General features: G+C 68.2%; 20 protein-coding genes and 1 pseudogene. 9 read left to right on the forward strand and 12 right to left on the reverse strand.

Translation table 11 applies throughout. From position 1 onward, the window contains the following. A partial coding sequence (locus tag JHC36_RS11265; RefSeq protein WP_287919179.1) for an SDR family NAD(P)-dependent oxidoreductase occupies window positions 1-204 on the reverse strand: 204 nt, incomplete at its 3' end. A gap of 100 nt (window positions 205-304) precedes the next feature. Between JHC36_RS11265 and JHC36_RS11270 the strand changes: the two genes are divergently transcribed. Next, window positions 305-688 carry a cupin domain-containing protein gene (locus tag JHC36_RS11270; protein WP_287919182.1) on the forward strand — a complete coding sequence of 128 codons (384 nt, stop codon included), beginning with the start codon at window positions 305-307 and terminating at the stop codon, window positions 686-688. Window positions 689-700: 12 nt separating this feature from the next. Here the strand turns inward: JHC36_RS11270 and JHC36_RS11275 are convergent, their stop codons facing one another. Further along, window positions 701-2,431, reverse strand: coding sequence for a DEAD/DEAH box helicase (locus JHC36_RS11275; RefSeq protein WP_287919185.1), 1,731 nt, complete (start codon window positions 2,429-2,431; stop codon window positions 701-703). Between the two features lie 252 nt (window positions 2,432-2,683). Between JHC36_RS11275 and ettA the strand changes: the two genes are divergently transcribed. Both ettA and JHC36_RS11285 read left to right on the forward strand, forming a co-directional pair. Further along, window positions 2,684-4,345 carry an energy-dependent translational throttle protein EttA gene (gene ettA, locus JHC36_RS11280; RefSeq protein ID WP_124223412.1) on the forward strand — a complete coding sequence of 554 codons (1,662 nt, stop codon included), beginning with the start codon at window positions 2,684-2,686 and terminating at the stop codon, window positions 4,343-4,345. Between the two features lie 69 nt (window positions 4,346-4,414). Further along, window positions 4,415-6,709, forward strand: coding sequence for a DUF1631 family protein (locus JHC36_RS11285; protein ID WP_287919190.1), 2,295 nt, complete (start codon window positions 4,415-4,417; stop codon window positions 6,707-6,709). A 73-nt stretch (window positions 6,710-6,782) separates the two neighbouring features. Here the strand turns inward: JHC36_RS11285 and JHC36_RS11290 are convergent, their stop codons facing one another. The 5 genes from JHC36_RS11290 to JHC36_RS11310 all read right to left on the reverse strand — a co-directional run bounded on the left by JHC36_RS11290 (window position 6,783) and on the right by JHC36_RS11310 (window position 11,797). After that, the gene (locus JHC36_RS11290; protein ID WP_287919193.1) at window positions 6,783-7,796 is read right to left on the reverse strand and encodes a P1 family peptidase; all 1,014 of its coding nucleotides are present in this window, start codon (window positions 7,794-7,796) and stop codon (window positions 6,783-6,785) included. Between the two features lie 20 nt (window positions 7,797-7,816). Continuing rightward, complete coding sequence (locus JHC36_RS11295) at window positions 7,817-8,092, reverse strand: copper-binding protein (RefSeq protein ID WP_287919196.1); 276 nt, start codon at window positions 8,090-8,092, stop codon at window positions 7,817-7,819. 132 nt (window positions 8,093-8,224) lie between these two features. After that, entirely contained in the window at window positions 8,225-9,613 is a 1,389-nt protein-coding gene (locus JHC36_RS11300) for a multicopper oxidase family protein (protein ID WP_287919199.1), read from the reverse strand. A 2-nt stretch (window positions 9,614-9,615) separates the two neighbouring features. Then, window positions 9,616-11,091: a TolC family protein gene (locus JHC36_RS11305; RefSeq protein WP_287919202.1), complete on the reverse strand. Its 1,476-nt coding sequence runs from the start codon at window positions 11,089-11,091 to the stop codon at window positions 9,616-9,618. Between the two features lie 265 nt (window positions 11,092-11,356). Beyond that, window positions 11,357-11,797, reverse strand: coding sequence for a hypothetical protein (locus JHC36_RS11310; RefSeq protein ID WP_287919204.1), 441 nt, complete (start codon window positions 11,795-11,797; stop codon window positions 11,357-11,359). On the opposite strand from JHC36_RS11310, the gene JHC36_RS11315 reads away from it, so the two are divergent. The 4 genes and pseudogenes from JHC36_RS11315 (at window position 11,796) to JHC36_RS11330 (ending at window position 17,124) form a co-directional block, all read left to right on the forward strand. Further along, window positions 11,796-13,235 carry a phospholipase D-like domain-containing protein gene (locus JHC36_RS11315; protein ID WP_287919206.1) on the forward strand — a complete coding sequence of 480 codons (1,440 nt, stop codon included), beginning with the start codon at window positions 11,796-11,798 and terminating at the stop codon, window positions 13,233-13,235. The two genes, JHC36_RS11310 and JHC36_RS11315, sit on opposite strands and share 2 nt — an antisense overlap. A gap of 103 nt (window positions 13,236-13,338) precedes the next feature. Next, the gene (locus JHC36_RS11320) at window positions 13,339-15,060 is read left to right on the forward strand and encodes a long-chain fatty acid--CoA ligase (RefSeq protein WP_287919209.1); all 1,722 of its coding nucleotides are present in this window, start codon (window positions 13,339-13,341) and stop codon (window positions 15,058-15,060) included. A 111-nt stretch (window positions 15,061-15,171) separates the two neighbouring features. Further along, a pseudogene (locus tag JHC36_RS11325) lies at window positions 15,172-15,905 on the forward strand (ion transporter). Between the two features lie 19 nt (window positions 15,906-15,924). Then, a complete protein-coding gene (locus tag JHC36_RS11330) occupies window positions 15,925-17,124 on the forward strand; it encodes a serine hydrolase domain-containing protein (protein WP_353846139.1) in 1,200 nt (399 codons plus the stop codon). 54 nt (window positions 17,125-17,178) lie between these two features. On the opposite strand, the gene JHC36_RS11335 is transcribed toward JHC36_RS11330, so the two are convergent. The 3 genes from JHC36_RS11335 to JHC36_RS11345 form a co-directional block, all read right to left on the reverse strand. After that, window positions 17,179-17,322 carry a DUF3149 domain-containing protein gene (locus tag JHC36_RS11335; protein WP_287919212.1) on the reverse strand — a complete coding sequence of 48 codons (144 nt, stop codon included), beginning with the start codon at window positions 17,320-17,322 and terminating at the stop codon, window positions 17,179-17,181. A 187-nt stretch (window positions 17,323-17,509) separates the two neighbouring features. Next, entirely contained in the window at window positions 17,510-18,148 is a 639-nt protein-coding gene (locus tag JHC36_RS11340) for a hypothetical protein (RefSeq protein WP_287919214.1), read from the reverse strand. 32 nt (window positions 18,149-18,180) lie between these two features. Then, a complete protein-coding gene (locus JHC36_RS11345; protein WP_287919217.1) occupies window positions 18,181-18,687 on the reverse strand; it encodes a bacteriohemerythrin in 507 nt (168 codons plus the stop codon). 135 nt (window positions 18,688-18,822) lie between these two features. Here JHC36_RS11345 and JHC36_RS11350 point away from each other — a divergent pair, with 135 nt between their 5' ends. After that, a complete protein-coding gene (locus tag JHC36_RS11350; RefSeq protein WP_287919220.1) occupies window positions 18,823-19,581 on the forward strand; it encodes a 2OG-Fe dioxygenase family protein in 759 nt (252 codons plus the stop codon). A gap of 183 nt (window positions 19,582-19,764) precedes the next feature. Here the strand turns inward: JHC36_RS11350 and JHC36_RS11355 are convergent, their stop codons facing one another. Continuing rightward, on the reverse strand, window positions 19,765-20,400 hold the full coding sequence (locus tag JHC36_RS11355; RefSeq protein ID WP_287919222.1) for a response regulator transcription factor: 636 nt from the start codon (window positions 20,398-20,400) through the stop codon (window positions 19,765-19,767). Between the two features lie 10 nt (window positions 20,401-20,410). Further along, window positions 20,411-22,426, reverse strand: coding sequence for a two-component system sensor histidine kinase NtrB (locus tag JHC36_RS11360; protein WP_287919224.1), 2,016 nt, complete (start codon window positions 22,424-22,426; stop codon window positions 20,411-20,413). Window positions 22,427-22,561: 135 nt separating this feature from the next. Between JHC36_RS11360 and JHC36_RS11365 the strand changes: the two genes are divergently transcribed. After that, a partial coding sequence (locus JHC36_RS11365; RefSeq protein WP_287919226.1) for a TRAP transporter substrate-binding protein occupies window positions 22,562-23,453 on the forward strand: 892 nt, incomplete at its 3' end.

The following is a 23,453-nucleotide window of genomic DNA, read 5'->3' on the forward strand; positions in this document are numbered from 1 at the left end:
CGCGAGCGCGCCCAGCTCGGCCGCCAGCGCCTCGTTGCGCGCGGCATCGACGTCGAGGAGCACGAGCTGCGCGCCCTCGCGCGCGAAGCGGCGCGCACAGGCCGCGCCTATGCCTTGCGCCGCGCCGGTGATGAGCACGACGCGGCCCTGCAGACCGAAACAGATGGACGAAGAAGCAGAGGGGTGGGGGGCTGTTTGATCCATGCGGTCATGGTAGGGCAACGCTGAACCAGTCCTTCGCGCGTCGCGCCCGCGGGGCGTGCATGCGAACATCCACACTTTGATTCACGACGGAGACCTGCCCATGCCCCAAATCACCCGCACCGTGCTCTACACCGATGTCGACGGCCGCGCGCGCTTTCGCGACGAGATCATCGAACTGTGCGCAGGCAGCCCCGCGGCGGCGCTATCGCCCTTGGCGCCCTCGGGCGGCTACCAATGGCGCTGGAGCCCTGCGGGCTTCGAGAGCCGCTTTCACTGCACCGAGTACCCGCAGTGGCTGATCGTGCTGCGCGGGCGCATGGAGATCGGCCTGCAGGACGGCAGCACGCGCATCTTCGGCCCCGGGGAGAGCTTTCTTTCAGCCGACTTGCTGCCCGAGGGGGCTGTGTTCGACCCGAACGTGCACGGCCACCGCAGCCGCGCGCTCGACGACGCGCCGCTCGAGACCTTGTTCGTGCGGGTTTGACGCGCGGCGCGCTCAGCGCCCGAACCGTGGCGCGCTGTTGCCGCTGCGGTTGGCGCCGCCGCCGGAACGCTTGCCGGCGAAGCCGCTGCGACGGCCACGACCGGCACCGCCGGCCATGCTGTCGATGCTGGTGCGCATCGGGTCGGGCTGGCCGGATGCGTCAACCGCGGGGCGGCGCGGGGCATTGCGCGTGCCATGCAGGTTGGTGCGCAGCGGATCGACGTTGCGCGGCAGCTCATCGGGTGCGAATTCGCTGCCGTATTCGTCGTCGCGGGGCTCTGTGCGGCCTGCGCGTGGCTGGCTGGCGTTGGGGTTCGGGCCTTTGCGGCCGGCTTGGCCACGGTCGGCCGGTCGGCCGGCGCGGGCAGCGGATGCTTCGGGTCGCACGGCTCGGGGCTGCGCGCCGCCGTCGCTCCGACCGGCGCGGCCGCCCGCGTTGCCGCCACCGCCGCGCTGGCCCTTGCCCTCGCGCAGGCGTTGCGTCATCTCGGCCCGCGCGGCTTTGGCCGCGGCGGCCATGACCTCGCGGCTCGGAGGCTTGCCCGCACCGCCCCAGAGGGTTTGCCGCCCCATGGCGATGGGTTCGGCCTTTTCGCCGGGTTCGGGACCGAAGCCCTCGATGAACTCCACCGGAATTTCCTGCTTGGTGAAGCGCTCGATGTCCATCATGAAGCCTTCTTCGTCGAGGCTCACGAGGCTGACCGCTTCGCCGGTGGCGCCGGCGCGGCCGGTGCGGCCGATGCGGTGCACATAGTCTTCGCTGACATTGGGGATGTCGTAGTTCACCACATGCGGCAGGTCTTCGATGTCGATGCCGCGCGCGGCGATGTCGGTCGCCACCAGGGCGCGGATCTCCCCGCTCTTGAAGCCGGCAAGCGCCTGCGTGCGCGCGCTCTGGCTTTTGTTGCCGTGCAGCGCCATCGCGGTGATGCCGTTCTTGTTGAGAAAGTCGGCCACATGGTTGGCGCCGAATTTGGTGCGGGTGAACACCAGCACCTGGCTCCAGTTCTTGCTCTGGATGATGTGCGCGAGCAAGGCTTTTTTCTTGTTGCGGCCGACCGGGTGGATGACTTGACGGATGCGCTGCACGGTGGTGTTGCGCGGCGTGACCTGCACGCTTTGCGGGTTCTTGAGCAAGCCGTTGGCGAGCTCGCGGATTTCATCGCTGAAGGTGGCCGAGAACAGCAGGCTTTGCTTGTCACGCGGCACCAGCGCGAGCACCTTCTTCACGTCATGGATGAAGCCCATGTCGAGCATGCGGTCGGCTTCGTCGAGTACGAGCATCTGCACGCCGGAGAGGTCGAGGAAGCCCTGCTGCTGAAGGTCGAGCAGCCGGCCCGGGGTCGCGACGAGGATGTCGACGCCGCGCTTCATGGCGTTGATCTGCGGGTTCATGCCCACGCCGCCAAAGACGACGGCGGAGCTCAGGTCGAGGTATTTGCCGTAGGTGCGCACCGATTCCTCGACCTGGGCGGCGAGTTCGCGTGTCGGGGTGAGGACGAGCCCGCGGATCGACGTGCCGCCGAACTTGTTTTTCTTGCGCTCGCCGCGCGAGAGGATGTCGAGCATCGGCAGCGTGAACGCAGCCGTCTTGCCGGTGCCGGTCTGGGCGCCGCCGAGCAGGTCATGGCCGGCGAGGATGAGCGGGATGGCCTGGGCCTGGATCGGCGTGGGGGTTTCGTAGCCTTGCTCCTGCACGGCCTTGACGATGGCCGGAGCCAGTTGGAGATCTTCAAATTTCATAAGGATGCGCCCGTCCTGGGCGCTTGGAACATCGGCCTGTTCCGGCATGCGGGGCATGTCGGGCCAGTCAAGGTCGATGGACTTCGGGGGGTGGGAGCCGCAAGGCGCGATGGGCCTCGTTCGTCCCCAGCAACGTGCTGATGTGCGGATAACTGGGTGCCGCAACAAGCCGTATTGTCGCATGCTGGGATAATTGACGCATGGGCGCTGTGCATTCCTGCAACAGGCGCCGCTTTTTTTGGAAGTCAAACAATGGCCCAGTACGTCTTTTCCATGAATCGCCTCGGCAAGATCGTTCCGCCGAAGCGCCAGATTCTCAAGGACATTTCTCTCAGCTTTTTCCCGGGCGCCAAGATCGGGGTGCTCGGCCTCAACGGCTCGGGCAAGTCCACGCTGCTCAAGATCATGGCCGGGGTGGACAAGGAATACGAGGGCGAGGCGATCCCGATGCCCGGCCTCAAGATCGGATACCTGCCGCAGGAGCCACAACTCGACCCCCAGCAGACCGTGCGTGAGGCGGTCGAGGGCGGTATGGGCGAGATTTTGCAGGCCAAGCAGCGGCTCGAAGAGGTGTACGCCGCCTATGCCGAGCCTGACGCCGACTTCGACGCGCTCGCCGCCGAGCAAGCGCGGCTCGAAGCCATTTTGGCAACTGCCGGCGACGGCTCCGAGCATCAGCTCGAAATCGCGGCCGATGCCTTGCGCCTGCCGCCCTGGGATGCGGTGATCCAGAACCTCTCCGGCGGCGAGAAGCGCCGCGTGGCCTTGTGCCGGCTGCTGCTGTCCAAGCCCGACATGCTGCTGCTCGATGAACCGACCAACCACCTCGACGCCGAATCGGTGGAGTGGCTCGAACAATTCCTGCAGCGTTTCCCGGGCACCGTCGTGGCCGTCACCCACGACCGCTACTTCCTCGACAACGCGGCCGAGTGGATCCTCGAACTCGACCGCGGGCACGGCATTCCTTGGAAGGGCAACTATTCGAGCTGGCTCGAGCAAAAAGAGGCGCGGCTCGAGCAGGAGCAGCGCAGCGAGGACGCCCGCGTGAAGGCCATGAAGAAGGAATTGGAGTGGGTGCGGCAGAACCCCAAGGGTCGGCAGGCCAAGAGCAAGGCGCGTCTGGCTCGTTTCGAAGAGCTCTCCGACTACGAATACCAAAAGCGCAACGAAACGCAGGAAATCTTCATTCCCGTGGCCGACCGCCTGGGCAATCAGGTCATCGAGTTCAAGAACGTCAGCAAGTCCTTCGGCGACCGGCTGCTGATCGACAACCTGTCGTTCAGCGTGCCGCCCGGGGCCATCGTCGGCATCATCGGGCCCAACGGCGCGGGCAAGTCCACGCTGTTCAAGATGATTGCAGGCAAAGAGCAGCCCGACAGCGGCGAAGTGGTGATCGGCTCGACGGTCAAGCTCGCCTACGTCGACCAATCGCGCGACGCGCTCAGCGCCGACAAGACCGTCTGGGAAGACATTTCCGGCGGGCTCGACATCCTCACCGTCGGCAAGTTCCAGATGGCCAGCCGCGCCTACTGCGGCCGCTTCAATTTCAACGGCGGTGACCAGCAAAAGAAGGTCGGCACGCTCTCGGGCGGCGAGCGCGGCCGGCTGCACCTGGCCAAGACCTTGATCGCCGGCGGCAACGTGCTGCTGCTCGACGAACCCTCGAACGACCTCGACGTGGAAACCCTGCGCGCGCTCGAAGATGCGCTGCTCGAGTTCGCGGGCTCCATCCTCGTCATCAGCCACGACCGCTGGTTCCTCGACCGCATCGCGACGCACATCCTCGCCGCCGAGGGCGACAGCCAGTGGGTGTTCTTCGACGGCAACTACCAGGAATACGAAGCCGACAAAAAGCGGCGCCTCGGTGAAGAGGGCGCGCGCCCGCACCGCGTGCGCTACAAGGCGCTCAAGTAAGCGGCGACGGTGCAAGCGGCGCGGCGCGGGGGCTGCGCAAGCGGCGGCTTTCCTGCAATACTCGCGCCGATGAATAAGCCCGCCGCTCTACCTCGCATCGGGTTGATCGACCCGATGGCCGCGCGCAAGCCGACGGTGTCGGCCTGCCTCGAGATGGCCTTGGCGCAGGCGCCGGGTTTGATCGACCAGGTGCTCGACGGCCTGCTGCTGGCGCTGACCGCGGGGAGCAAGGGCGCAGCCCCGGATGCCCCGCGGCCCGCGCTCTTGCCGGCCATCCGGCAGCTCGTCGAACGGCGTGACTCGTTGCGCAAGGCCTTCACGGGCCAGCTGCGCATTCTTTCCTTTGGCGGCGGCTCGAGCGATCGGGTGCACACGACCGTGCGGTTCGATGAGCTGCAGTTTTTCGATGCGCGAGCGCTCGATGAGAGCATCGAACTCGCGCGCGTGCAGCGCGATGTCGAGGTCGCGGTCAGCGACGTGCGCCCCCGCTTCGATGCGCTGATGAGCAGCGTCATGGGCTGGATCAGCGTGCAGCCTACGATCAACCCCTTGCGCCCCGAGATTTGGGCCCAGGCCTACCGCGATGCGTTTGCGGCGCATTTGCCGGTGCCCGAACTCCGCTCCGAGCTGTTGGCGGTGTCGTCCGGGCGTTTCGCCGCGGGCGTGCGGCAGCTCTATCGCGAGCTTTCCGAGTGGATGGCCGCGCACCAGGTCGAACCCGCGGTGACCGAGCGCACGGCGCTGGCGACGGCCGCGGCTGGCGCTGCCGCGGCGACGGATGCCCCTGCGAGTGAGGCCGCACGGACCGTGCTGACGCTCGAGCGCTTGCGGCGGCTGTTCAACGCCGACGTGGGGGACTTGCTGCGGGGGCCGAACCTGGTTGCGCCGGCAGGGGACTTCTTGCACACCGTGCCCGCATGCGTCGTCTCGCTGCAGGACATGAAGCAGGTCGAGGCGATGATTGCTCGACTCGAAGCACAGCGCAGCGCCAAGGGCGGCGCCCGCGCGGCACGGCAGCAGGCCGATGCCTTGCGCCGCCGACCGCTCGAAGGACGGGCGCTGGCGCAGCAAATCGGCGAGGAAGTCGGCCGCCTCATGGTGGAAAACCTGCTGGCCGATGAGCGACTGCTGCCGCCGCTTCGGGATCAGTTGCGGCGGCTCGAACCCATGCTCGTGTCTTTGGCACGCTCGGACATGCGGTTTTTCAGCGAAGCGCATCACCCGGCGCGGCAGTGGCTCGATCAGGTCACCGACCGCAGCCTCGCCTTCCCGACCGCGGAGGATCCGGGCTTCGATGCGTTTCTGGCCTCGGTCGAGGAGGGGGTCGAGGCCTTGTTGCGCAACCCCGCAGGCGGCGCCGATGCGTTCACGCGGGCGCTGGCCATCCTGAAAGCACACTGGGCCGAGGCCGATCGCCAGCTGCTGCAACAGCGTGAGGAGGCGGCGCGTGCACTGTTGCACATCGAGCAGCGCAACCTGCTCGCACAGCGCCTGGTCGAGCAATGGTCGACGCGCCTGGCCGACAAGCCCGTGCCGGCGCTGGTGCGCGGATTCATTCTCGGGCCCTGGGCTCAGGTGGTCGCCGAGGCGCAGCTGCGCGGCGTGGCCGACGAGGCTTCGGTGCGCGCGTACCAGGCGGTGATCGAGCCACTGGTCTGGAGCGTGCAGCCGCGGCTGGCGCGGCGCAATCCGGCGCATCTGGTGAAGATCATTCCGGGCTTGCTGGCGACCTTGCGCAGCGGGCTCGAACTGCTCGGACGCTCGCCCGAGCAGATCGGGCTGTTTTTCGATGCGCTGATTGCCTGCCATGAGGAGGTCTTGCGCGAGGCCCGGGCGCGGCGGGAGGCAGCGATCGCCGCGGGGCTGGCGGTCGGGGATGAGCTCGAAGGCGTCTCGGCCGAGGAAGCCGAAGCCTCGGGCGATGCGGCGCAAGCCGGCGCGACGCTGGCCGAGGCCGCAGCCGTCATGCCGGCCGATACCCCCTGGCTGGCCGAGAACGAAACCGAGCATTTCGGCTACATCGAGGCCGACGCCGTGCTTCCGGTCGACCCCGAGTCGCCCGAGGTTCCGTGGGATGCACGCGCGCAGGCCGAGGCCGCGAGCGATGCGATCGCCGAAGGCGCCTGGGTCGAGCTCCTGCTCGATGGCCAGTGGACGCGGCTCAAGCTCACGTGGAGCAGCCCGCATCGAACGCTGTTCATGTTTACCTCGAGCCGGGGCCGGGCGCACTCGATGTCGCGCCGCTCGATGGCGCGCTTGCTCGCCAGCGGCATGATCCGCATCGTTTCGGCCGGACTGATGGTCGACGGAGCGCTCGACGCCGTCGCTCAGCAGGCGTTGCGCAACAGCTTGGGGCAACGCTGAACCCATTCCCGCGATGGTGCGCGCCCGGCCGCAGCCGGGATACGGCCCGAAGGTAGAGCGCTGCCGCGCAGCGTCAGCGCCGAGGCACTTCGAAGTCGGATGCGGCGGGCAGCCACAGTCCGCCCACCTCCAGGCCGCGTGCGGCGCGCACGGCGCGCACGGTGGCGCGGGCCACCACCTCGGCGGCCATGACGCACAACACCGTCATGCCGGGCGCATCGCTGCGGCGGGGTGCCCCACCGGTGGCCAGGACGAACAAGGTGTCGCCGTCGGAGAGGGTGTGCACCGGGTCGATGCTGCGCGCCAGGCCGTCGTGGCCGATCTGCGCGAGGCGACGGGCTTGCGCTTTGTCGAGTCGGGCATCGGTGGCAATCACCCCGATCGTGGTTTGGGTGCCCGCGAGGATGGGCAGCGGCGGCTCGCCCGCGAGCAGCGCGCGCCGCGTATCGACGAACCCCGTGCCGTCGGCGCCGCGCGCGCCGGCGACCAGCTGGCCGCTGTCGGGGTCGCGCACGTCACCGAGCGCATTGCAGGCGACGAGAGCACCCACCGTCACGCCGCCGATCGTGATCGAGGCGCTGCCGATGCCGCCTTTCATGGCGCGCGCCATGCCGAACATCTTGCCGACGGTGGCGCCTGCCCCGGCACCGACGTTGCCTTGGGCGACGGGTGCGCGGCTCGCGGCGGCGCAGGCGGCTGCCCCCGCAGCCGCGTCGGGGCGGATGCGGGCGTCGCCGAGGCCGAGGTCGAACAGCACGGCGGCGGGCACGATCGGCACGCGCGCTGCGCCTACTTCGAGGCCGATGCCGTGGGATTCGAGCCAGCGCATCACCCCCGTGGCGGCATCGAGCCCATAGGCGCTGCCGCCCGAGAGCAGCACGGCATGCACGACGCCCACGGTGTTGCCCGGTTCGAGCAGGTCGGTCTCGCGCGTGCCGGGGGCGGCGCCGCGCACATCGACGCCGCCGACTGCGCCCTCGCGCGCGAGCACCACGGTGCAGCCGGTGGGCCGGCGCGGGTCGGTGAAGTGGCCGACCTCGATGCCGGCGACGTCGGTGAGGCTGTCGGCGGGGGCGGGGCCGGTCATCGCCGTGGCACTCGCGGGCTTCAGCGCTTCTCGATGGCGGTGACGGTGAGCTGCCCGCCCTCGCGCTGGGCCTTGAAGCGCACCGCCTGGCCTACCCCAAGCCCTTGCAGCAGCGCGGGGTCGGCAACGCGAAAAACCATGGTCATGCCCATCATCTGCAGATGCGGCATGTCGGCATGGCGCAGCGTGATCTTGCCCGCCGCGGCGTCGATTTTGCGCACCTCGCCCTCGGTCCAGGGCGATTCGGCGGCGGCCGGAGCCTGCGCGGATGCCGCCGTGGCGTGGTGGTGGCCCATTGGCATGCTTTCCGCAGAAAAAGCGGCCGATGTCACTGTCAAAAGGGACAGGATTGCTATGGTTTTGATATCCGTTTGCGGGGTCATGTCAGCTCCTTTGAGGTTTGATGGTGCAGGGTTCGATGGGGATCGTCAGTGGTGTGCGTGGCCGCCGGGCTTGTGCGCTTGGGCGTTGGCAGGGGCAGCGGGCCCGGGGGCGGCTGGAGCGGGCGGGGGCGGCTCTGTGGGCGTAACCCATTCGCGCGCCTGGGTGCCTGGCGGTTGGCGGTAGGGGCCGGGGTCGCTGTAGTCGCCCGGCTTCTGATCGGCGCGCACCTTGAGCACGCTGAACATGCCGCCCATCTCCAGCGGACCAAAGGGGCCGACTCCGGTCATCATCGGGAAGGTGTTGTCGGGCAGCGGCATTTCCATGCTGCCCATCTCCGCCATGCCTTTGTCGCCCATGGCCATGTAGTCGGGCACGAGCTTGCGGATGCGCTCGACGAGATCGGTCTGATCGACGCCGATCATCGTCGGCACGTTGTGACCCATGGCGCCCATGGTGTGGTGGCTCTTGTGGCAGTGGAAGGCCCAGTCGCCGGGCTCGTCGGCGATGAGCTCGATCTGCCGCATTTGCCCCACGGCGACGTCGGTGGTGACCTCGGGCCAGCGGGCGCTTCGGGGTACCGGGCCGCCGTCGGTGCCGGTCACTTCGAATTCGTGGCCGTGCAGGTGGATGGGGTGGTTGGTCATGGTGAGGTTGCCGATGCGGATGCGCACCCGGTCGCCGAGCCGCGCCACCAGCGGGCTGATGGCTGGAAAGACGCGGCTGTTCCAGCTCCAGATGTTGAAGTCGAGCATGGTGTTGACTTGTGGCGTCGCGCTGCCGGGCTCGACCGCGAAGGCGTTGAGCAGGAAGGCGTAGTCGCGGTCGACCTCGGCGATCAGCGGATGGCGACCCTTGGGGTGGGTGATCCACAAGCCCATCATGCCCATGGCCATCTGCACCATCTCGTCGGCGTGCGGGTGGTACATGAAGGTGCCGGGGCGGCGCGCCACGAATTCATAGACGAAGGTTTTGCCCGGTTCGATGTGCGGTTGCGTGAGGCCGCCGACGCCGTCCATGCCGTTGGGCAGGCGCTGGCCGTGCCAGTGCACGGTGGTGTGTTCGGGCAGGCGGTTGGTGACGAAGATGCGCACCCGGTCGCCTTCGACGACTTCGATGGTCGGCCCCGGCGACTGGCCGTTGTAGCCCCACATGTTGACGCGAAAGCCCGGCGCCATTTCGCGCACCACGGGCTCGGCGACGAGGTGGAATTCCTTGACGCCGTCTTTCATGCGCCAGGGCAGGGTCCAGCCGTTGAGCGTGACCACGGGGCGGTATGGACGACCGTTGGGGGGAAAGAGCGGCCCAGCCGTCTCGGCGCTGGTTTGCGTCGGCGGCTCGGGCAGGGCGGCCAGCGCCGCGCGGTGGACGGCCGTGGCGGCGACCGCGAGGCCGGCACCCTGGGCCATTCGAGTCAGAAGCTGTCTGCGTTGCATGGTCAATGTCCTTGCGGGGTAGGGGTCGCGGACGCGGCGGTGGGCGCGGCGTCGCTGGGGCGTTCGAGCCCACGGGGCGAGGTGCCGGTGAGGGCGAGTTGCAGTTCGGTGTCGGCGAACCAGAAGTCGCGCTCAGCGGCGATGGCCGAGGCCACGGCGGCAGACTGCGCGGCGGCCTGCGTCAGCACATCCCAAGGGCTGGTGAGCATGCCGTTGTAGCGCAGCAGGGTTTCCTCACTGAGCCGCTGGCGCAGTGGCACGAGCTCGTCGCGCCAGTGGCGGGCTGCCTGGTGCGCACGCTGCCACTGCGCCCAGGCGGTGCGTGCTTCCGTGCGGGCGCGCTCGGCGACCTCGCGCAGCTCGGCGCTCGCGCGGGCCAGCTCGGCTTGGGCGCGTGCGTTGCGGGCGCCGCCGGCGTCGAACAGCGGCAGGGAAAGCTCCAGCTCGACGCCGCGCTGGGTCGTGCGGCCGGCCGGGTCGCTGATGCGGTTGCGCTCGACGCCGAGCGTCAGCGTGTCGAGGGCTCCGGTGCTGCGGGTCGCGCCCAGCGCCTCGGCGCGTTGCTGTGCCTGTTCGCGCGCGGCGCGCAGGTCCAGCCGCTCGGCGAGGGCCCGCCGTTCGGCAGCGGCCGCGTCGAGCGGCAGCTGGGCCGGCAGATCGGGTAGGCGTTCGGGCAGCCGGATGCGCTCGGGCGCGTCGGCAAGCCCGATCGCCCGCACGAGCCGCTCCCGGGCGAGGCCGGCGGCGTGCTCGGCCGCCAGGCTGCGCTGGCGCGCTTCGGCTAGAGCGAGTTCGGCTTGCCCGAGCTGCCACGCGCTCCAGTTGCCGGCGCGGACCATGCGTCGGCCCAGCTCCACGCCGAGTTCGGCGGCTTCCTGCGCCGCAGCGGTCTGGCGCGCCATCAAGGCGGCGGCCACTGCGTCGACCCAGGCGTTGCGCGCCTGCGCCGCGAGCAGCAGCACGCGCTGGGCGGCTTGCCAGCGGGCGGCGGCCTCGGCGCGCTCGGCGGCGCGCTGCCGCCAGGGCAGTGTCACCAGGCCCAAGAGGTCGAAACGCAAGGCCCGGTCGAGCTCGCGCGCGTCGCCCTCGCGCAAGCGCGCCAGCACCAGCTGCGGGTTGGGCAGTTGCGCGTCCAGCCGTGCCTCGGCTTGGCTCAGTTGCAGCTCGGCGAGCAGGGTTTGCATTTGCGGGTGCCGCAACAGCGCGATGCGCACCGCGCTGGCGTCGCTGAGCGGCTCGGCCAGCCACGCATCGATGCGCGCATCGACCGGTGCTGCAGCGGCGGTTGCCCCGACGCTGTCGGGCAGCGGTGAGAGGTCAGCCGCGCCGACGGCGAGCGACCCGGTGCGCCCAGCGATCGCCTCGGCCACGGTTTGCTGCGGGGGCACGCCCGGCGTGCTGGCGCAGCCCGCGAGGACGCACGCAGCCAGCAGCGGCGTCCAGCGCCCCCCTGGAGAGAGATTTTTGAATGAAAACATCGTATTCCCGGCGTGAAACGGACATCGAGTGCTATGAAAAATGAATCTCAAAGCACGGGCTTAGGGCAACGCTGAATAAGTTCCCGCGATGGCGCGCGCCCGGCCGCGGGATGGGATGCGAGGCGCAAACCGCAGCCATAGCCGCAGCTATGGCGAGGATTTGCAACGACGCAGACCGCCCGCAGCCGGGATGCGCGACGCGCGAGGGACTTGTTCAGCGTTGCCTTAGACGTCACGGCCGCGCGCTTGGGCGTGGCCTCGTGCGTCAGCACATGGGGAATGCAGCGATGGGCGGGCGCAGGTCGGGGGCGTGGTGCAGCGCCAGCCCGTGCGGCAGGCGCGCTGAGGGCGGGGCGGTGGGCAGGCGCAGGGCCGCCAGTGCGGGCGTGTCCGGCGCGGCGCAGCTGCCGTGGCAGATGTCGCAGAGCGTGCAGGGCGCGGCATGGCCGTCTGCGTGGCCTTTGGAGGCTTCCGTCCGGTCGGCTTGAGGGGCAGACGATCCGTCCTCGCTGGACGCCGCGCCTGCGGCGGCGTGCATGGGGCAGTCGGACATTTCAGCGCTCGAAGCCAAGCCCCCAGCGGTGGCGCTCATCGGCGCCGAGCCCATGCGCAGCATTTCGAAGGCCATGGCGTCGCCGACCCAGCCGCGCCAGGGCAGCAGCGCGACGAGCAGCAGCAAGAACCAGGAACGCCGAAGCACAGCCATGGCTGGCATCATAAGGCTCATGGTGAACTTCGTGCTCGACCACGCGTTCTCGTTGCATGGCCTGTTGGCGTTGCTGGGGCTGGGCGTCTATGCGACCGGCTCGCGCACCTTGCACCAGCGGCGCCACCCGTCGGCGGCCGTGGCTTGGGTGCTGGCGCTGGTGCTGATGCCCTATGTGGCACTGCCGCTGTATTTGCTGTTTGGCAACCGCAAGATGGTGCGGCGGCGTGAGCGGGCGGAGCTGGCTGCCGCGAAGGGCTCGAGTGGGGCGGCGCGGACCGGGCCGCTCGAGCCGCTCGCGGCCGCGCTCGGCCTGCCGCCACCGGCGTGTTATGCGCGGCTGCAGATCCATGAGGACGGCGCCGCTGCGGCCGAGGCTTTGCATGCCGGCATTGCGCGCGCGCAACGCGAGGTGCTGCTCAGCACCTTCCTCTACGGTCGAGACGCCTTCGGTGAGGCTCTGGCCGAGGCCCTGGCCGAACGCGTGGCCGCGGGGGTGCGCGTGCGGTTGCTGATCGATGGCGTGGGGGCGTGGCTGGGCGGCCATCCGGATCTGCGGCGGCTCGAGGCGCGCGGCATCGAGGTGCGGCTTTTCGTGCCGCCCTTGCGTTCTGGTCTGCGCGGGCGCACCAATTTGCGCAACCACCGCAAGAAGGTCATCGTCGACGGCCATTGGCTCTGGAGCGGTGGGCGCAACCTCGCTGCCGAATACTTCACCGGCGATGCCCACCGCGCGGCCTGGCTGGATCTGAGCTTCGACCTCGAGGGCGAAGCCGCCGGGCAAGCGCGGGCCTTGTTCGAGCGGGACTGGGCCTTCGCCCAAGGCCAGGAGCCGCCACCCCCGATGCCCCGCGACGCCCAGGCGCCTGACCCGATACAGGGCGGAGGTGTTGTTCAGCCTTGCCCGAAGCTGCAACTCATCCCGAGCGGCCCGGACCAGGCCGACGACACCTTGTTTGCCCTTCTGGTGTCGAGCTTCTTCAACGCACGCGAGCGCATCGTCGCAGTCACGCCGTATTTCGTGCCCGACGAAACTTTGCTGCTGGCGCTCACGCTCGCGGCGCGCCGGGGTGTGCGGGTCACGCTGGTGCTGCCCAAGCGGTCCAACCACCGGCTGGCCGATCTGGCCCGCCACCGCGCGCTGCGCGAACTCGCCGCCGCCGGTGTCGAGGTGCGCTTGCTGCCGCGCATGGTGCATGCGAAGGCTGTGGTCGTCGACGAGGCGCTGGCCTTCGCCGGTTCGGCCAACCTCGACGAGCGCAGCCTGTTTTTGAATTTCGAGCTGATGTTCGCCTGGGATGAACCCGACGATGTACGGCGCTTTGCGGCCTGGATCGAGCGCCAGGCTGTCGGCGCGCACCCCTACCACCCACGGCACCCGACGCTGATGCGCGAAGTGGCCGAAGGCCTGCTGCTCTGGCTGGCCTTCCAGTTGTAAGCCGTGCGATGCGCCATGCGCCGCGCTGCAGCGGGTCGCGCGGGCGACAAAAGCGGCGGAGCGCTCGCGCCTAGGATCGTCCTTCGTTGCCCGAGGAGCCCCGATGCCGATCCCGACGCCCCCGCTGCGCCCGCACCACCATCACTGGCCCGCGCGGCTGCCGCGGACCATCACGCCGCCGGCCACTTCGCTTTGGGCCAATCTGGACATCAGTGCGCGGCGCTACCCGCACAAGCCGGCGCTGGCGTTCTTTGGGCGCACGTTCTCGTATGCAGCGCTGCACGCCGCGGTCGAGGCGCTGGCAGGATGGCTCGTGGCGCAGGGCGTGGCCCCGGGCGACCGTGTGCTGCTGTGTCTGCAAAACAGTCCGCAGTTGGTGATTGCGCACTTCGCCATCCTGCGCGCCAACGCGGTCGTGGTGCCGGTCAATCCAATGAATCGGTCCGAGGAACTGCAGCATTTCATCCGCGACCCCGGCGCCCGCGTGGCCATCACCAGTGCCGACCTCGCGGCTGAGTTCGCCGCTGCAAGCGAGGCCTTGCCCGAAGCCCAACGGCTCGCCCATCTCCTGGTAACCCGCTATCTGGACGCATTTGACCCCGATGCCGAGGAGTCTGACCCGGTGCCTGCGGCTTGGGCACCCTGGCTGCTCGCCGACGCTGCGCTGCCCCGGCTTGCCGGTGGCGTCGTGCATCGCTGGCCGGATGCGCTCGGCGCGGCGTCGTCGGCGCCGGTGCACATTGCCGGTCCGGGCGATCTCGCGCTGCTGCCCTACACCAGTGGCACCACGGGTTTGCCCAAAGGCTGCATGCACACGCACGCGAGCATCATGCACAACGCCGTGGCCAGCACGCTTTGGGGCAACGGCAGTTCCGAGAACGTGACATTGGCAGTCGCGCCGATGTTTCATGTGACCGGCATGGTGAGCGTGATGCACGCGGCGATTTACATGGGCGCCACGCTGGTGCTGATGCCGCGCTGGGACCGTGACCTCGCTGGCCGCTTGATTTCCCGCTGGCGCGTCAGTCACTGGACCAACATACCGACGATGGTCATCGACCTGCTCGCGAGCCCCAACTTTGCGCAGTTCGACCTCTCGAGCCTCATCTACATCGGCGGGGGCGGCGCGGCTATGCCGCAGGCGGTGGCGCAGCGTTTGCTCGAGCAATTTGGGCTGCGCTACGTCGAGGGCTATGGCCTCACCGAAACCGGCGGCCCCTCGCACTCCAACCCGCCCGACCGGCCCAAGCAGCAGTGCCTGGGCGTGCCCTTTCTCAGCACCGACGCGCGGGTGGTCGACCCCGACACGCTGCAGGAACTGCCCGCCGGCGAAGCCGGCGAAATCCTCATCCATGGCCCGCAGGTGTTTCAGGGCTATTGGAAGCAGGCCAACGCCACGGCCGAGGCCTTCGTCGTGCGGGACGGCAAGCGCTTTTTCCGTTCCGGCGACTTGGGGCGTGTCGATGAGGAAGGCTATTTCTTCATGACCGACCGCTTGAAGCGCATGATCAACGCCTCGGGCTTCAAGGTCTGGCCGGCCGAGGTCGAAGCGCTGATGTTTCGCCACCCGGCGGTTGCCGAAGCCTGCGTCATCGGCGCCCGTGACGCCTACCGCGGCGAAACCGTCAAGGCGGTCGTGGTGTTGCGCGCCGACTGGCGCGGCCGCATCAGCGAGCGGGAACTCATCGACTGGTGCCATGCGCACATGGCCGCCTACAAGGCGCCGCGCCTGGTGCAGTTCGTCGAGGCGCTGCCCAAGAGCGGCGCGGGCAAGGTGATGTGGCGCGCGCTGCAAGAGGCCGAGTGGGCCAATTTTGAGGCTTGATCGTTCAATGCCGGCGTCAAACGGTCGGGTCTTGCTATTAAAAAGAGACTTTTCGGTACACCCCCCGCGCTTCGGTATCATGGCCCGGCATGTGCCTCTTCGACCGATCCCATGGCCAAACTCAGCGCACTCGCTGAGCCGCAAGCTGCGCCCGCCTACGGCAAGCCGCTGCAGGGCTGGCGCTTGCGGCTCTACACCATCATTTTCGAGGCCGATACCCGCGCGGGCCAGTGGTTCGACCGCGCGCTGATTGCGCTGATTCTGTCCAGCGTTGGTGTGGTCATGGCCGACAGCGTGCAGTCGCTGCACCAGCGTTTCGGTTCGGTCTTCTCGGCGCTCGAATGGGGCTACACCCTGATCTTCACGCTCGAATATCTCGCCCGCTTGGCCTGTGTGCGGCATCCCTGGCGCTACGCGACGAGTTTTTTGGCGCGATCGATCTGCTCGCCGTCTTGCCGACGTACCTCGCGATGCTGTTGCCCGGCGTGCATGCGTTGATCGACGTGCGCGTGTTGCGGCTGCTGCGGGTGTTCCGGATCTTCAAGCTCACCGCCTACATGAGCGAGTTCCAGTCGCTCGGGGCTGCGCTGCTGGCGAGTCGGCGCTAGATCGCCGTGTTCCTGATGGTCGTCGTGCTGGTGGTGGTGATCATGGGCACGTTGATGTACGTGGTCGAAGGACCCGAGAACGGCTACACCAGCATTCCCGTGGCCGTCTATTGGGCGATCACCACCCGCACCTGCCACGAATGCCTGACCGAGGGGCACTTGCCCGAGGCGGTCTTCTGCTACCACTGCGGCGCGCGCCTGCCGCCTTGGCGCCACAGCCGCAGCATCCCTGTCTGATCTTTCGGAGTTTCCAATCATGATGCACGGCATACACCCTCTGCCCCAGGCCCGGCCGGGCGACCTCGGGCTGTGTCCGCTGCGGCTGCAGCGCCTGCTCGATGCGCTGCAGGGCGATATCGACCGCGGCCGGCTGCCCGGCGCGGTCGTGCTGATTGCGCGGCACGGGCAAGTGGCTTTGTTCGAGCATCTGGGTCTGCGCGCCCCGCTGCGCGGCGAGCCGATGACGCGCGACACGGTGTTTCGCATCTATTCGATGACCAAGCCGATCGTGTCGGCTGCCGTGCTCATGCTGGTCGAGCAGGGGCGCCTACAGCTCGAAGACCCGCTGCCGCGCTGGCTGCCGGAATTTGCCTCGCTCGAGGTGCTGCAGCCCGGCACTGGCGAGCGCGTGCCGGCGCAGCGCGCGCCGACGGTGCACGACCTGTTGCGGCACACCGCGGGTTTCACCTACGAGTTTTTGGGCAGTACCGAAGTCCACCGCGCCTATGCGCAGGCCCGCATCGGCTCGCGCGAACGCGACAACGCAGCCTTTACCGCGACGCTCGCCACGTTGCCGCTGCTGATCCAGCCTGGCACGGCTTGGGAGTACAGCCGGGCCACCGACGTGTTGGGGCGTCTGATCGAAGTGGTGAGTGGCGAGACGCTGGGCGCTTGGCTGCAGGCGCGTGTGTTCGAGCCGCTGGGCATGAAGGACACGCGCTTCGACGTGCCCGAGGACTGGTTGGCCAGGCTGGCCGAGCCCTTTCCCAAGGACCCCGACGGCGCGCCGATGATGATCGTGACCGATTACCGGCGACCGGGCCGCCATGAGAGCGGCGGGGGCGGGCTGGTCTCGACGGCGCGAGACTATGCGCGCTTCGTGCAGTTCTTGCTCAACCGCGGCACGCTCGACAACGTGCGCCTGCTCGGGCCGCACATCGTCGACTGGATGACCGCCGACCATCTGGGCGATCTGCCGCGTGCCAGTGCCGGCAGCGCGGCCTTGTTGCCGCCGGGGCATGGCTTTGGCCTTGGCGTCGCGGTGCGCACCGCAGCGGGCCTCGCGCCCACGCCGGGCTCGGTGGGCATGTATTACTGGGGTGGGCTGGCCGGCACGAGTTTCTTCGCAGACCCGGCCCTGGGCTTGCAGGCCATCCTGATGATCCAGGCACCGAACCAGCGCGAGTACTACCGCGCGCTGTTCCGCAACATGGTCTACGCGGCCGTGCTCGAGTAAGGACCGCGCTGGATCAGCGCCGCTCGAGGATTCGGGTCGGCCGCGCCCGCTGCTTTACTTGCCAGCTTGCTTGGCGCTTTCGTCCATCTTGTTGGTGAACAGCCGGATGAAAAACACGGCCATGCCCAGCATGAAGGCGATGCCGGCAACGCTCATCAGGCCATAGTCGGTAGAGAACAGATCGACGAGTGCTTTCATGATGGAGATCCTTTCGTTGCAGACCGCGCGGGCCTGTCAACCCGGCGCGTGAAGCACACTGTACGACGGCGCCGAAAAGGGGGGCTGATCTATCTCAATGCCTGCGCCTGGCGTGCACGAAGGCTGATCTGCATCAAGCCTCAAACCGGCCGGATCGCGATCGAACCCCGTCCGCCATCACGGGGACTCATTCAGCGTTGCCCTCGCGCCTGCGCAGATACAGCCGGTCGGACCAGGTCGCCAGCCATTGCGGCTTGAAGGCCACGAAGATGGCCGTCAACATGCCGGTCATGAAGCCGTCGCCCCAGGCCAGCAGCCAGCGGCCGACGAGGCCCAAGGCGGTTGCGGTGTGGGCGATGTCGTGACCCATCCACAGCGCGAGACTCGCCCCCGCGAAGGTGCACAGCACCGTGCCGAGAAAACCTCGCCCAAGAATGTAGAGGAAGGGGCGCTCGCCGAACCAGCGCCGCAAGCCCACGCCGAGCCCGAGCGAGAGCGTCGAGGGCACCAGGCCGAACCAGACGATCTGGGCCACGATCTCCGCCACCGGCGCGGGCGTGATGATGGCCGAGAGCAGCCCGACCAGAACGAGCACCGGCACTGCGAGCGGCCAGCCGAGCATCAGCGTCACCGCGCAGGCCCCCGAGAGTTGCAAAGCCAGTGGCATGGCGTGCATGCGCGGCAAGGCCCACAGCCAAGGCAGCAAGGTCAGGCTGGCAAACAGCGGCGTGAGCAAGGCGCTGCCGGATCCGCGCAGCAGCCGCCACGGCCGCATCGACACAGAAACGCCCAGCAAGGCGATGAGGATCAGCGTTTCCAAGCCCACGGAGTTTCCCGGTTTCGCCCAGCGTTACCTGGCTAAGCGCTCAGGCCAGCCGGCGCCAAGTCTTCAGGGTCGGTGCAGCTTGCCCCGCCGCAGCCATGTAGGGCGGCGCGCGGCAGTGCCTCGGGCCGGGTGACGCTGCCGGTGGCCGGATCGAAGCCGGTGCGCAGCAGGTGCTGCGCGAGTGCCGCGTCCATCGCGTCCGTGTGCTGGGGGAACCACTGCGCCAGCTCGCGCGCGATCACGCGCAGGACTTCGAGGTCGCCGGCGCGGCCGCGCTTTTCGCCCTCGCGCAGCACGTCCATGACGATTTTGTGCTGCATGCTGTGGCAGTTCGAGGCCGCAAAACCCGTGGCTTGCATCCAGGCATCTTCGCGCGCAAAGTGCGCGTCGGTGTGCGCAAGCAGCGCGACATAGCGGTCGATGAGCGCTTCGTCGCTGGCTGACTCGAGGGCGTTGAGCAGGGCGACGAACTCCTGATGCGTCTGGTCCATGGCGGGCACCTCGACCGCCATCGCGTCGGTCCATTCGAGCAGAGCCATGTGGTGGGTCTCCGAAAAAAGCAGAAGTCTAGTCCCGGCGATCGCGGGTCTGCTTGATCCAGGTCAGGTCCGGATCCGCGGTCAGTGCCCGCCGACGGGGTATGCTCCGACGCGTCTTCTCCCCAGCCCCGAACGATGCCCGACGTGACTTTTGCTCCACCCTTGACCCCGGTCGATCGGCTCGGGACGCAGCTGGCGACGCAGGGCTATGCCGTGCTCGGTGCTTCCGACCTGATGCGGCTCGCGGGCGTGTCGCCCGATGCGCTGCACGTCCTCGCGGCCGATTGGTCCGACCTGCCACCCGACCGCTATTTGCGAGATGGCGGTCGGTATCGGCGTCGTCGCCATGCCAGCTTCGTCGTCGAGGGGGATGCGGTCACGCGCACGCCGCACCGCGCGCATTGGCAGCCGCTCGAATACAACGCGCTGCACGGCGGGATCGAGCGTTGGTTCGAGCCGATCGCGGAATCGACCAGCGCGCAGCCGGCTTGGCTGGCGCTGCTGCGTTGGCTGGCCCGCGTGGCCGATGCGCTCAAGGCCAGCGCCGATGCTCCGCAGCGTTGGTATGTCGAGGCGCACCAGTTCCGCATCGACACCACCGATGGCATCGGTCGCCCCACGCCCGAAGGGGCGCATCGCGACGGGGTGGAACTGGTCGCGGTGTTTCTCGTTGCGCGCGAGGGCATCAAGGGCGGTGAGACGCGCGTGTTCGAGGCGACGGGGCCCGCGGGGCAGCGCTTCACGCTGACCGAGCCCTGGTCGGTGCTGTTGCTCGACGACCTGCGGGTGATCCACGAAACGACGCCGATCCAACCGCTGGCTACCGGCGGTCACCGCGACACGCTGGTGGTCACCCTGCGTCGCGGGGGCTTCCAGGACCCAGAGCCGAGCTGAGGACAACGCTGACTCAGCCTAAGGCAACGCTGAATAAGTTCCCGTGATGGCGCGCGCCCGGCCGCGGGATGGGATGCGAGGCGCAAACCGCAGCCATAGCCGCAGCTATGGCGAGGATTTGCAACGACGCAGACCGCCCGCAGCCGGGATGCGCGACGCGCGGGGGACTTGTTCAGCGTTGCCCTAAAACCCCGCGCGCACCAACAGCGTTGCGAGTTCGGCGGCTGAGCGCACGCCGAGCTTGGCGTACACGCGCGAGCGGTGGACTTCGACCGTGCGCACGGCAATGTGCATTTCGTCGGCGATGACCTTGTTGAGCTTTCCTGCGGCTACATGGTGCATCAATTCGCGTTCGCGTGGCGAGAGACCCTCGATGCGCGCGCGTAACGTACGCAGGCTCGACGCCTGGGCCACCGCCGCGTCACAGGCGGCGAGCCCCTGGCGCACCCGATCGATGAGCACCGCGTCGTGGAAGGGCTTTTCGATGAAGTCGAATGCGCCTTGCTTGAGCGCGTCCACCGCCATCGCGATGTCGGCGTGGCCGCTGAGGAAGATCACCGGCAGCGGGACGTCCAGGCGTCGCAACTCGTCGAACACCTGCAGACCCGACATCGGCTCCATGCGTACATCGAGCAGGATGCAGGCCGGCAATGGGGCTGGCTCGCGCAAAGCCTCGAGCAGCGCCGGCCCCTCGGTGTAGGCCCGAACCTCCAAGCCGTGGGAGGCGAACAGGAAACTGAGCGCATCACGCACCGCGGCCTCGTCGTCGACGAGGTAGACGGTGCCTGTGGCCGCAGCAGCAGGGTGTTCGAGCTTCATGGCGTTGTCCTCATGCGGATGCCTGGGTTGCGTCGCGTTCAGACGGGGCCGCACCGTTTGGGCCCAAGGCGTCTGCGGCGACCGGCAAGCGGAAGCTCAGACGCGCGCCGCCCAAGTGTGAGACGCCGCAGTCGAAGGCGCCTCCGTGCGCCTCGACGACGGAGCGGCAGATGGCCAGCCCCAGGCCCAGTCCGTCGGCTTTGGTGCTGTGAAAGGGCGTGGACAGTTCTTCGAAGCTGCGGCCCTGCAGGCCCGGCCCGCTGTCTTCGACATGCACCAGAACGAAGCGGCCGCCGTCCCACTCGGCGCGCACTTCGATTTTGCGGTCTTCCCTGGCCTCGAGGGCATCGGCGGCGTTGCGCAGCAGGTTGATCAGCAGCTGTTCGATCAGCACTTCGTCGGCATCAACGGCCGGCAGCCCCGTGGGCTCACGCCAGCGCAAATCGATGCCCTGGCGCAGGAAGTCATGGCGCAGCAGGGTGTGGACCCGCGTGATCGTCGCCTCGAGCGCCAGCCGTTCGCGCCGGGGCTGGCGCCGGGTGAGAAATTCCCGCATGCGTTGCACGATACGGCCCGCTTCCCGCGTTTGCTCGCCCTGGCGCTCGAGCGCTTGCAGCACGACCGCGTCGGTGTAGCCCTGGCGCTCGAGCATCTGCAACACGCCCGCGTTGTAGCTCGCAATCGCGGCGAGCGGCTGGTTGAGCTGATGCGCCAGCGCCGAGGCGATTTCGCCAAAGCTCGACAGCCTCGCCTGTCGGGCCAGGGCTTCGAGCTGACGGCGCTCGCGCTCCTCGAGCTGTTTCTTCGCCGTGATGTCGATGATGGAACCCATCCAGCCGATTTGCCGGCCCTGTGCGTCGATCAGCGGGGACTCGTACACCATCACCGTAATCGGGCGTCCATCTGCATGGCGCCAGACCGCCTCGAAGCCCTCGCGCGGTGCGTGGCCCTGCAAGTTGCGGCGGCTGCGCGTCATGACCTCCTCGAGCGCCTCGGGCGGCCAGTACGGCATCGGTGGCTTGCGGCCGACGAGTTGTTCGGAGCTGTAGCCCACCAACTCGCAGAACGTGCGGTTCACATACAACAGCGTGCCTTCGGCGTCGCGGGCGCGCAGCCCGACGAGCGCGCTGTCTTGCATGGCGCTGCGCCAGGTGGCTTCGGTGCGCCAGGCCGCCTCGGCGCGGCTGACCTGCTGCACCTGTCGACGCAGCAGCACGGTCGCCAGCGCCATCAGCGCCAGGAAGCCCACCATCAGAACCAGAGGCACGGGCGTCCAAAGGCGGGGAGTGCGCTCGCGGGCGGTGAGTTCGAGCAGCACGCCGGGGAGATCTTCGTCGAGTGGAATGCGGTAGCTTTCATGGTCGGGCCCGCGGGCCGGCACGGCTCCATCGTCGACCGAAGCCAGGAGCTGGTCGGCGCTGTCGAGCAACTGCACTTCGTACTTGCGGGCGAGCCACCAGGGCGCGGCATTCTTGAGCAGCACCGGCAGCGCGTAGCGCACCACCACCGAGCCTTCGGGGGCTGGCGGTGCCACGCTGCCGAAACGGTCGGCCGCCGGCGTCGTGGCGGTGGGGTAGCTCGCGCTCAGGTGCGCGGATAGGCCGGGAAAGCGCTCGCCGTTGCTGTTCTCGGCGCGTCGTGCGGATGCGGCGGGCACTTCGGCGATCACCCGGTTGCCCGCATCGAGCCAGGTCACCCTGAGCCAGAGCCGGCGCAGGCCGGCGACGACTTCGGGGTTCTCGGCCAAGGCGGATTGGGTATGCGGCGTCTTGCGCAGTTGCTCGGCGAGTGTGCGGGCGCGCGAGCGCTCGACATCGAGTTGCGTGCGCAGCTGCGCGCTGACGTTGAGGGCGTCGGTGATCAGGCTTTGGCGGCGGTCTTCGAGCTCGGCGTTGAACCAATACTGCGCCAGCGCCGCGACGCCGGCCACGAACACGACCGAGGCGAGCAGCGGCAGCAGCCAGATCGCCCGGGTGCTGGGGCTGGCGTTCGCGGCTGGCGCAGGCGTCGAAGTGGGTGGATTCATGGATGCCCCACGGACAGCGCGAGCCAGGGAAAACCCTGATCTCGACGGCGCGCATATGTGGATTTCCACAATGGCGCCAGCGGCGGCTGCGACCGATACTGAGCTGGTTCTCGTTCGAACTTCAGGAGACTGTCCATGACCCGTTTTGCGCGTCGTTCCGTGTTGGCCCTGGCCTCGGCCGCGGCTTTTTCGCTTTCCTTGCCGGCGCTTGCCCAGTCGCCGATTGTCATCAAGTTCAGCCATGTCGTGGCGCAGAACACGCCCAAAGGCAAGGCAGCGGAGTTTTTCGCCAAGCGTGCCGGCGAGTTGACCAAGGGCCGTGTCAAGGTCGAGGTGTATGCCAACAGCTCGCTCTACAAAGACAAGGAAGAGATGGAGGCGCTGCAGCTGGGCGCGGTGCAGATGCTCGCGCCGTCCCTGGCCAAGTTCGGCCCGCTGGGCGTGAAGGAGTTCGAGGCCTTCGACCTGCCGTTCATCTTCGACGACTACGCCGAACTGCACAAGGTCACGCAAGGCCCGGTGGGCAAGGCGCTGCTGGCCAAGCTCGAGCCCAAGGGAATCAAGGGCTTGGCCTATTGGGACAACGGTTTCAAGTCCTTCTCGGCCAACACGCCGCTGCATGTGCCCGCCGACTACAAGGGCAAGAAGTTCCGCATCCAGTCTTCCAAGGTGCTCGAGGAGCAGATTCGCGCGCTCGGCGGCATTCCACAGGTGATGGCCTTCTCCGAGGTCTATCAGGCGCTGCAGACCGGGGTGGTCGACGGCACGGAGAACCCGATTTCCAACTTCTACACGCAGAAGATGCACGAGGTGCAAAAGCACCTGTCGCTGACCAACCACGGTTATCTGGGCTATGCCGTCATCACGAACAAGAGGTTCTGGGATGGTTTGCCGGCTGACATCCGCACCGAACTCGAACAGGCGCTGAAGGAAGCCACCGACTACGCCAACAAGATCGCCCAGGAAGAAAACGACAGCGCGCTGGAAGCGGTGCGCAAGAGCGGCAAAACGACGGTCTACACGCCGA

The organism is Tibeticola sp. (assembly GCF_022759015.1).
In the GTDB taxonomy this organism is placed as follows: Bacteria; Pseudomonadota; Gammaproteobacteria; order Burkholderiales; family Burkholderiaceae_C; genus Tibeticola; species Tibeticola sediminis.

Coding starts and splice junctions, on each gene's coding strand:
- JHC36_RS11270 (WP_287919182.1), top strand. CDS start 305: ATGCCCCAAATCACCCGCACCGTGCTCTACACCGATGTCGACGGCCGC.
- JHC36_RS11360 (WP_287919224.1), bottom strand. CDS start 22,426: ATGAATCCACCCACTTCGACGCCTGCGCCAGCCGCGAACGCCAGCCCC.
- JHC36_RS11295 (WP_287919196.1), bottom strand. CDS start 8,092: ATGGGCCACCACCACGCCACGGCGGCATCCGCGCAGGCTCCGGCCGCC.
- JHC36_RS11355 (WP_287919222.1), bottom strand. CDS start 20,400: ATGAAGCTCGAACACCCTGCTGCTGCGGCCACAGGCACCGTCTACCTC.
- JHC36_RS11285 (WP_287919190.1), top strand. CDS start 4,415: ATGAATAAGCCCGCCGCTCTACCTCGCATCGGGTTGATCGACCCGATG.
- JHC36_RS11350 (WP_287919220.1), top strand. CDS start 18,823: ATGCCCGACGTGACTTTTGCTCCACCCTTGACCCCGGTCGATCGGCTC.
- JHC36_RS11345 (WP_287919217.1), bottom strand. CDS start 18,687: ATGGCTCTGCTCGAATGGACCGACGCGATGGCGGTCGAGGTGCCCGCC.
- ettA (WP_124223412.1), top strand. CDS start 2,684: ATGGCCCAGTACGTCTTTTCCATGAATCGCCTCGGCAAGATCGTTCCG.
- JHC36_RS11300 (WP_287919199.1), bottom strand. CDS start 9,613: ATGCAACGCAGACAGCTTCTGACTCGAATGGCCCAGGGTGCCGGCCTC.
- JHC36_RS11305 (WP_287919202.1), bottom strand. CDS start 11,091: ATGTTTTCATTCAAAAATCTCTCTCCAGGGGGGCGCTGGACGCCGCTG.
- JHC36_RS11320 (WP_287919209.1), top strand. CDS start 13,339: ATGCCGATCCCGACGCCCCCGCTGCGCCCGCACCACCATCACTGGCCC.
- JHC36_RS11275 (WP_287919185.1), bottom strand. CDS start 2,431: ATGAAATTTGAAGATCTCCAACTGGCTCCGGCCATCGTCAAGGCCGTG.
- JHC36_RS11335 (WP_287919212.1), bottom strand. CDS start 17,322: ATGAAAGCACTCGTCGATCTGTTCTCTACCGACTATGGCCTGATGAGC.
- JHC36_RS11315 (WP_287919206.1), top strand. CDS start 11,796: ATGGCTGGCATCATAAGGCTCATGGTGAACTTCGTGCTCGACCACGCG.
- JHC36_RS11330 (WP_353846139.1), top strand. CDS start 15,925: ATGATGCACGGCATACACCCTCTGCCCCAGGCCCGGCCGGGCGACCTC.
- JHC36_RS11310 (WP_287919204.1), bottom strand. CDS start 11,797: ATGGCTGTGCTTCGGCGTTCCTGGTTCTTGCTGCTGCTCGTCGCGCTG.
- JHC36_RS11290 (WP_287919193.1), bottom strand. CDS start 7,796: ATGACCGGCCCCGCCCCCGCCGACAGCCTCACCGACGTCGCCGGCATC.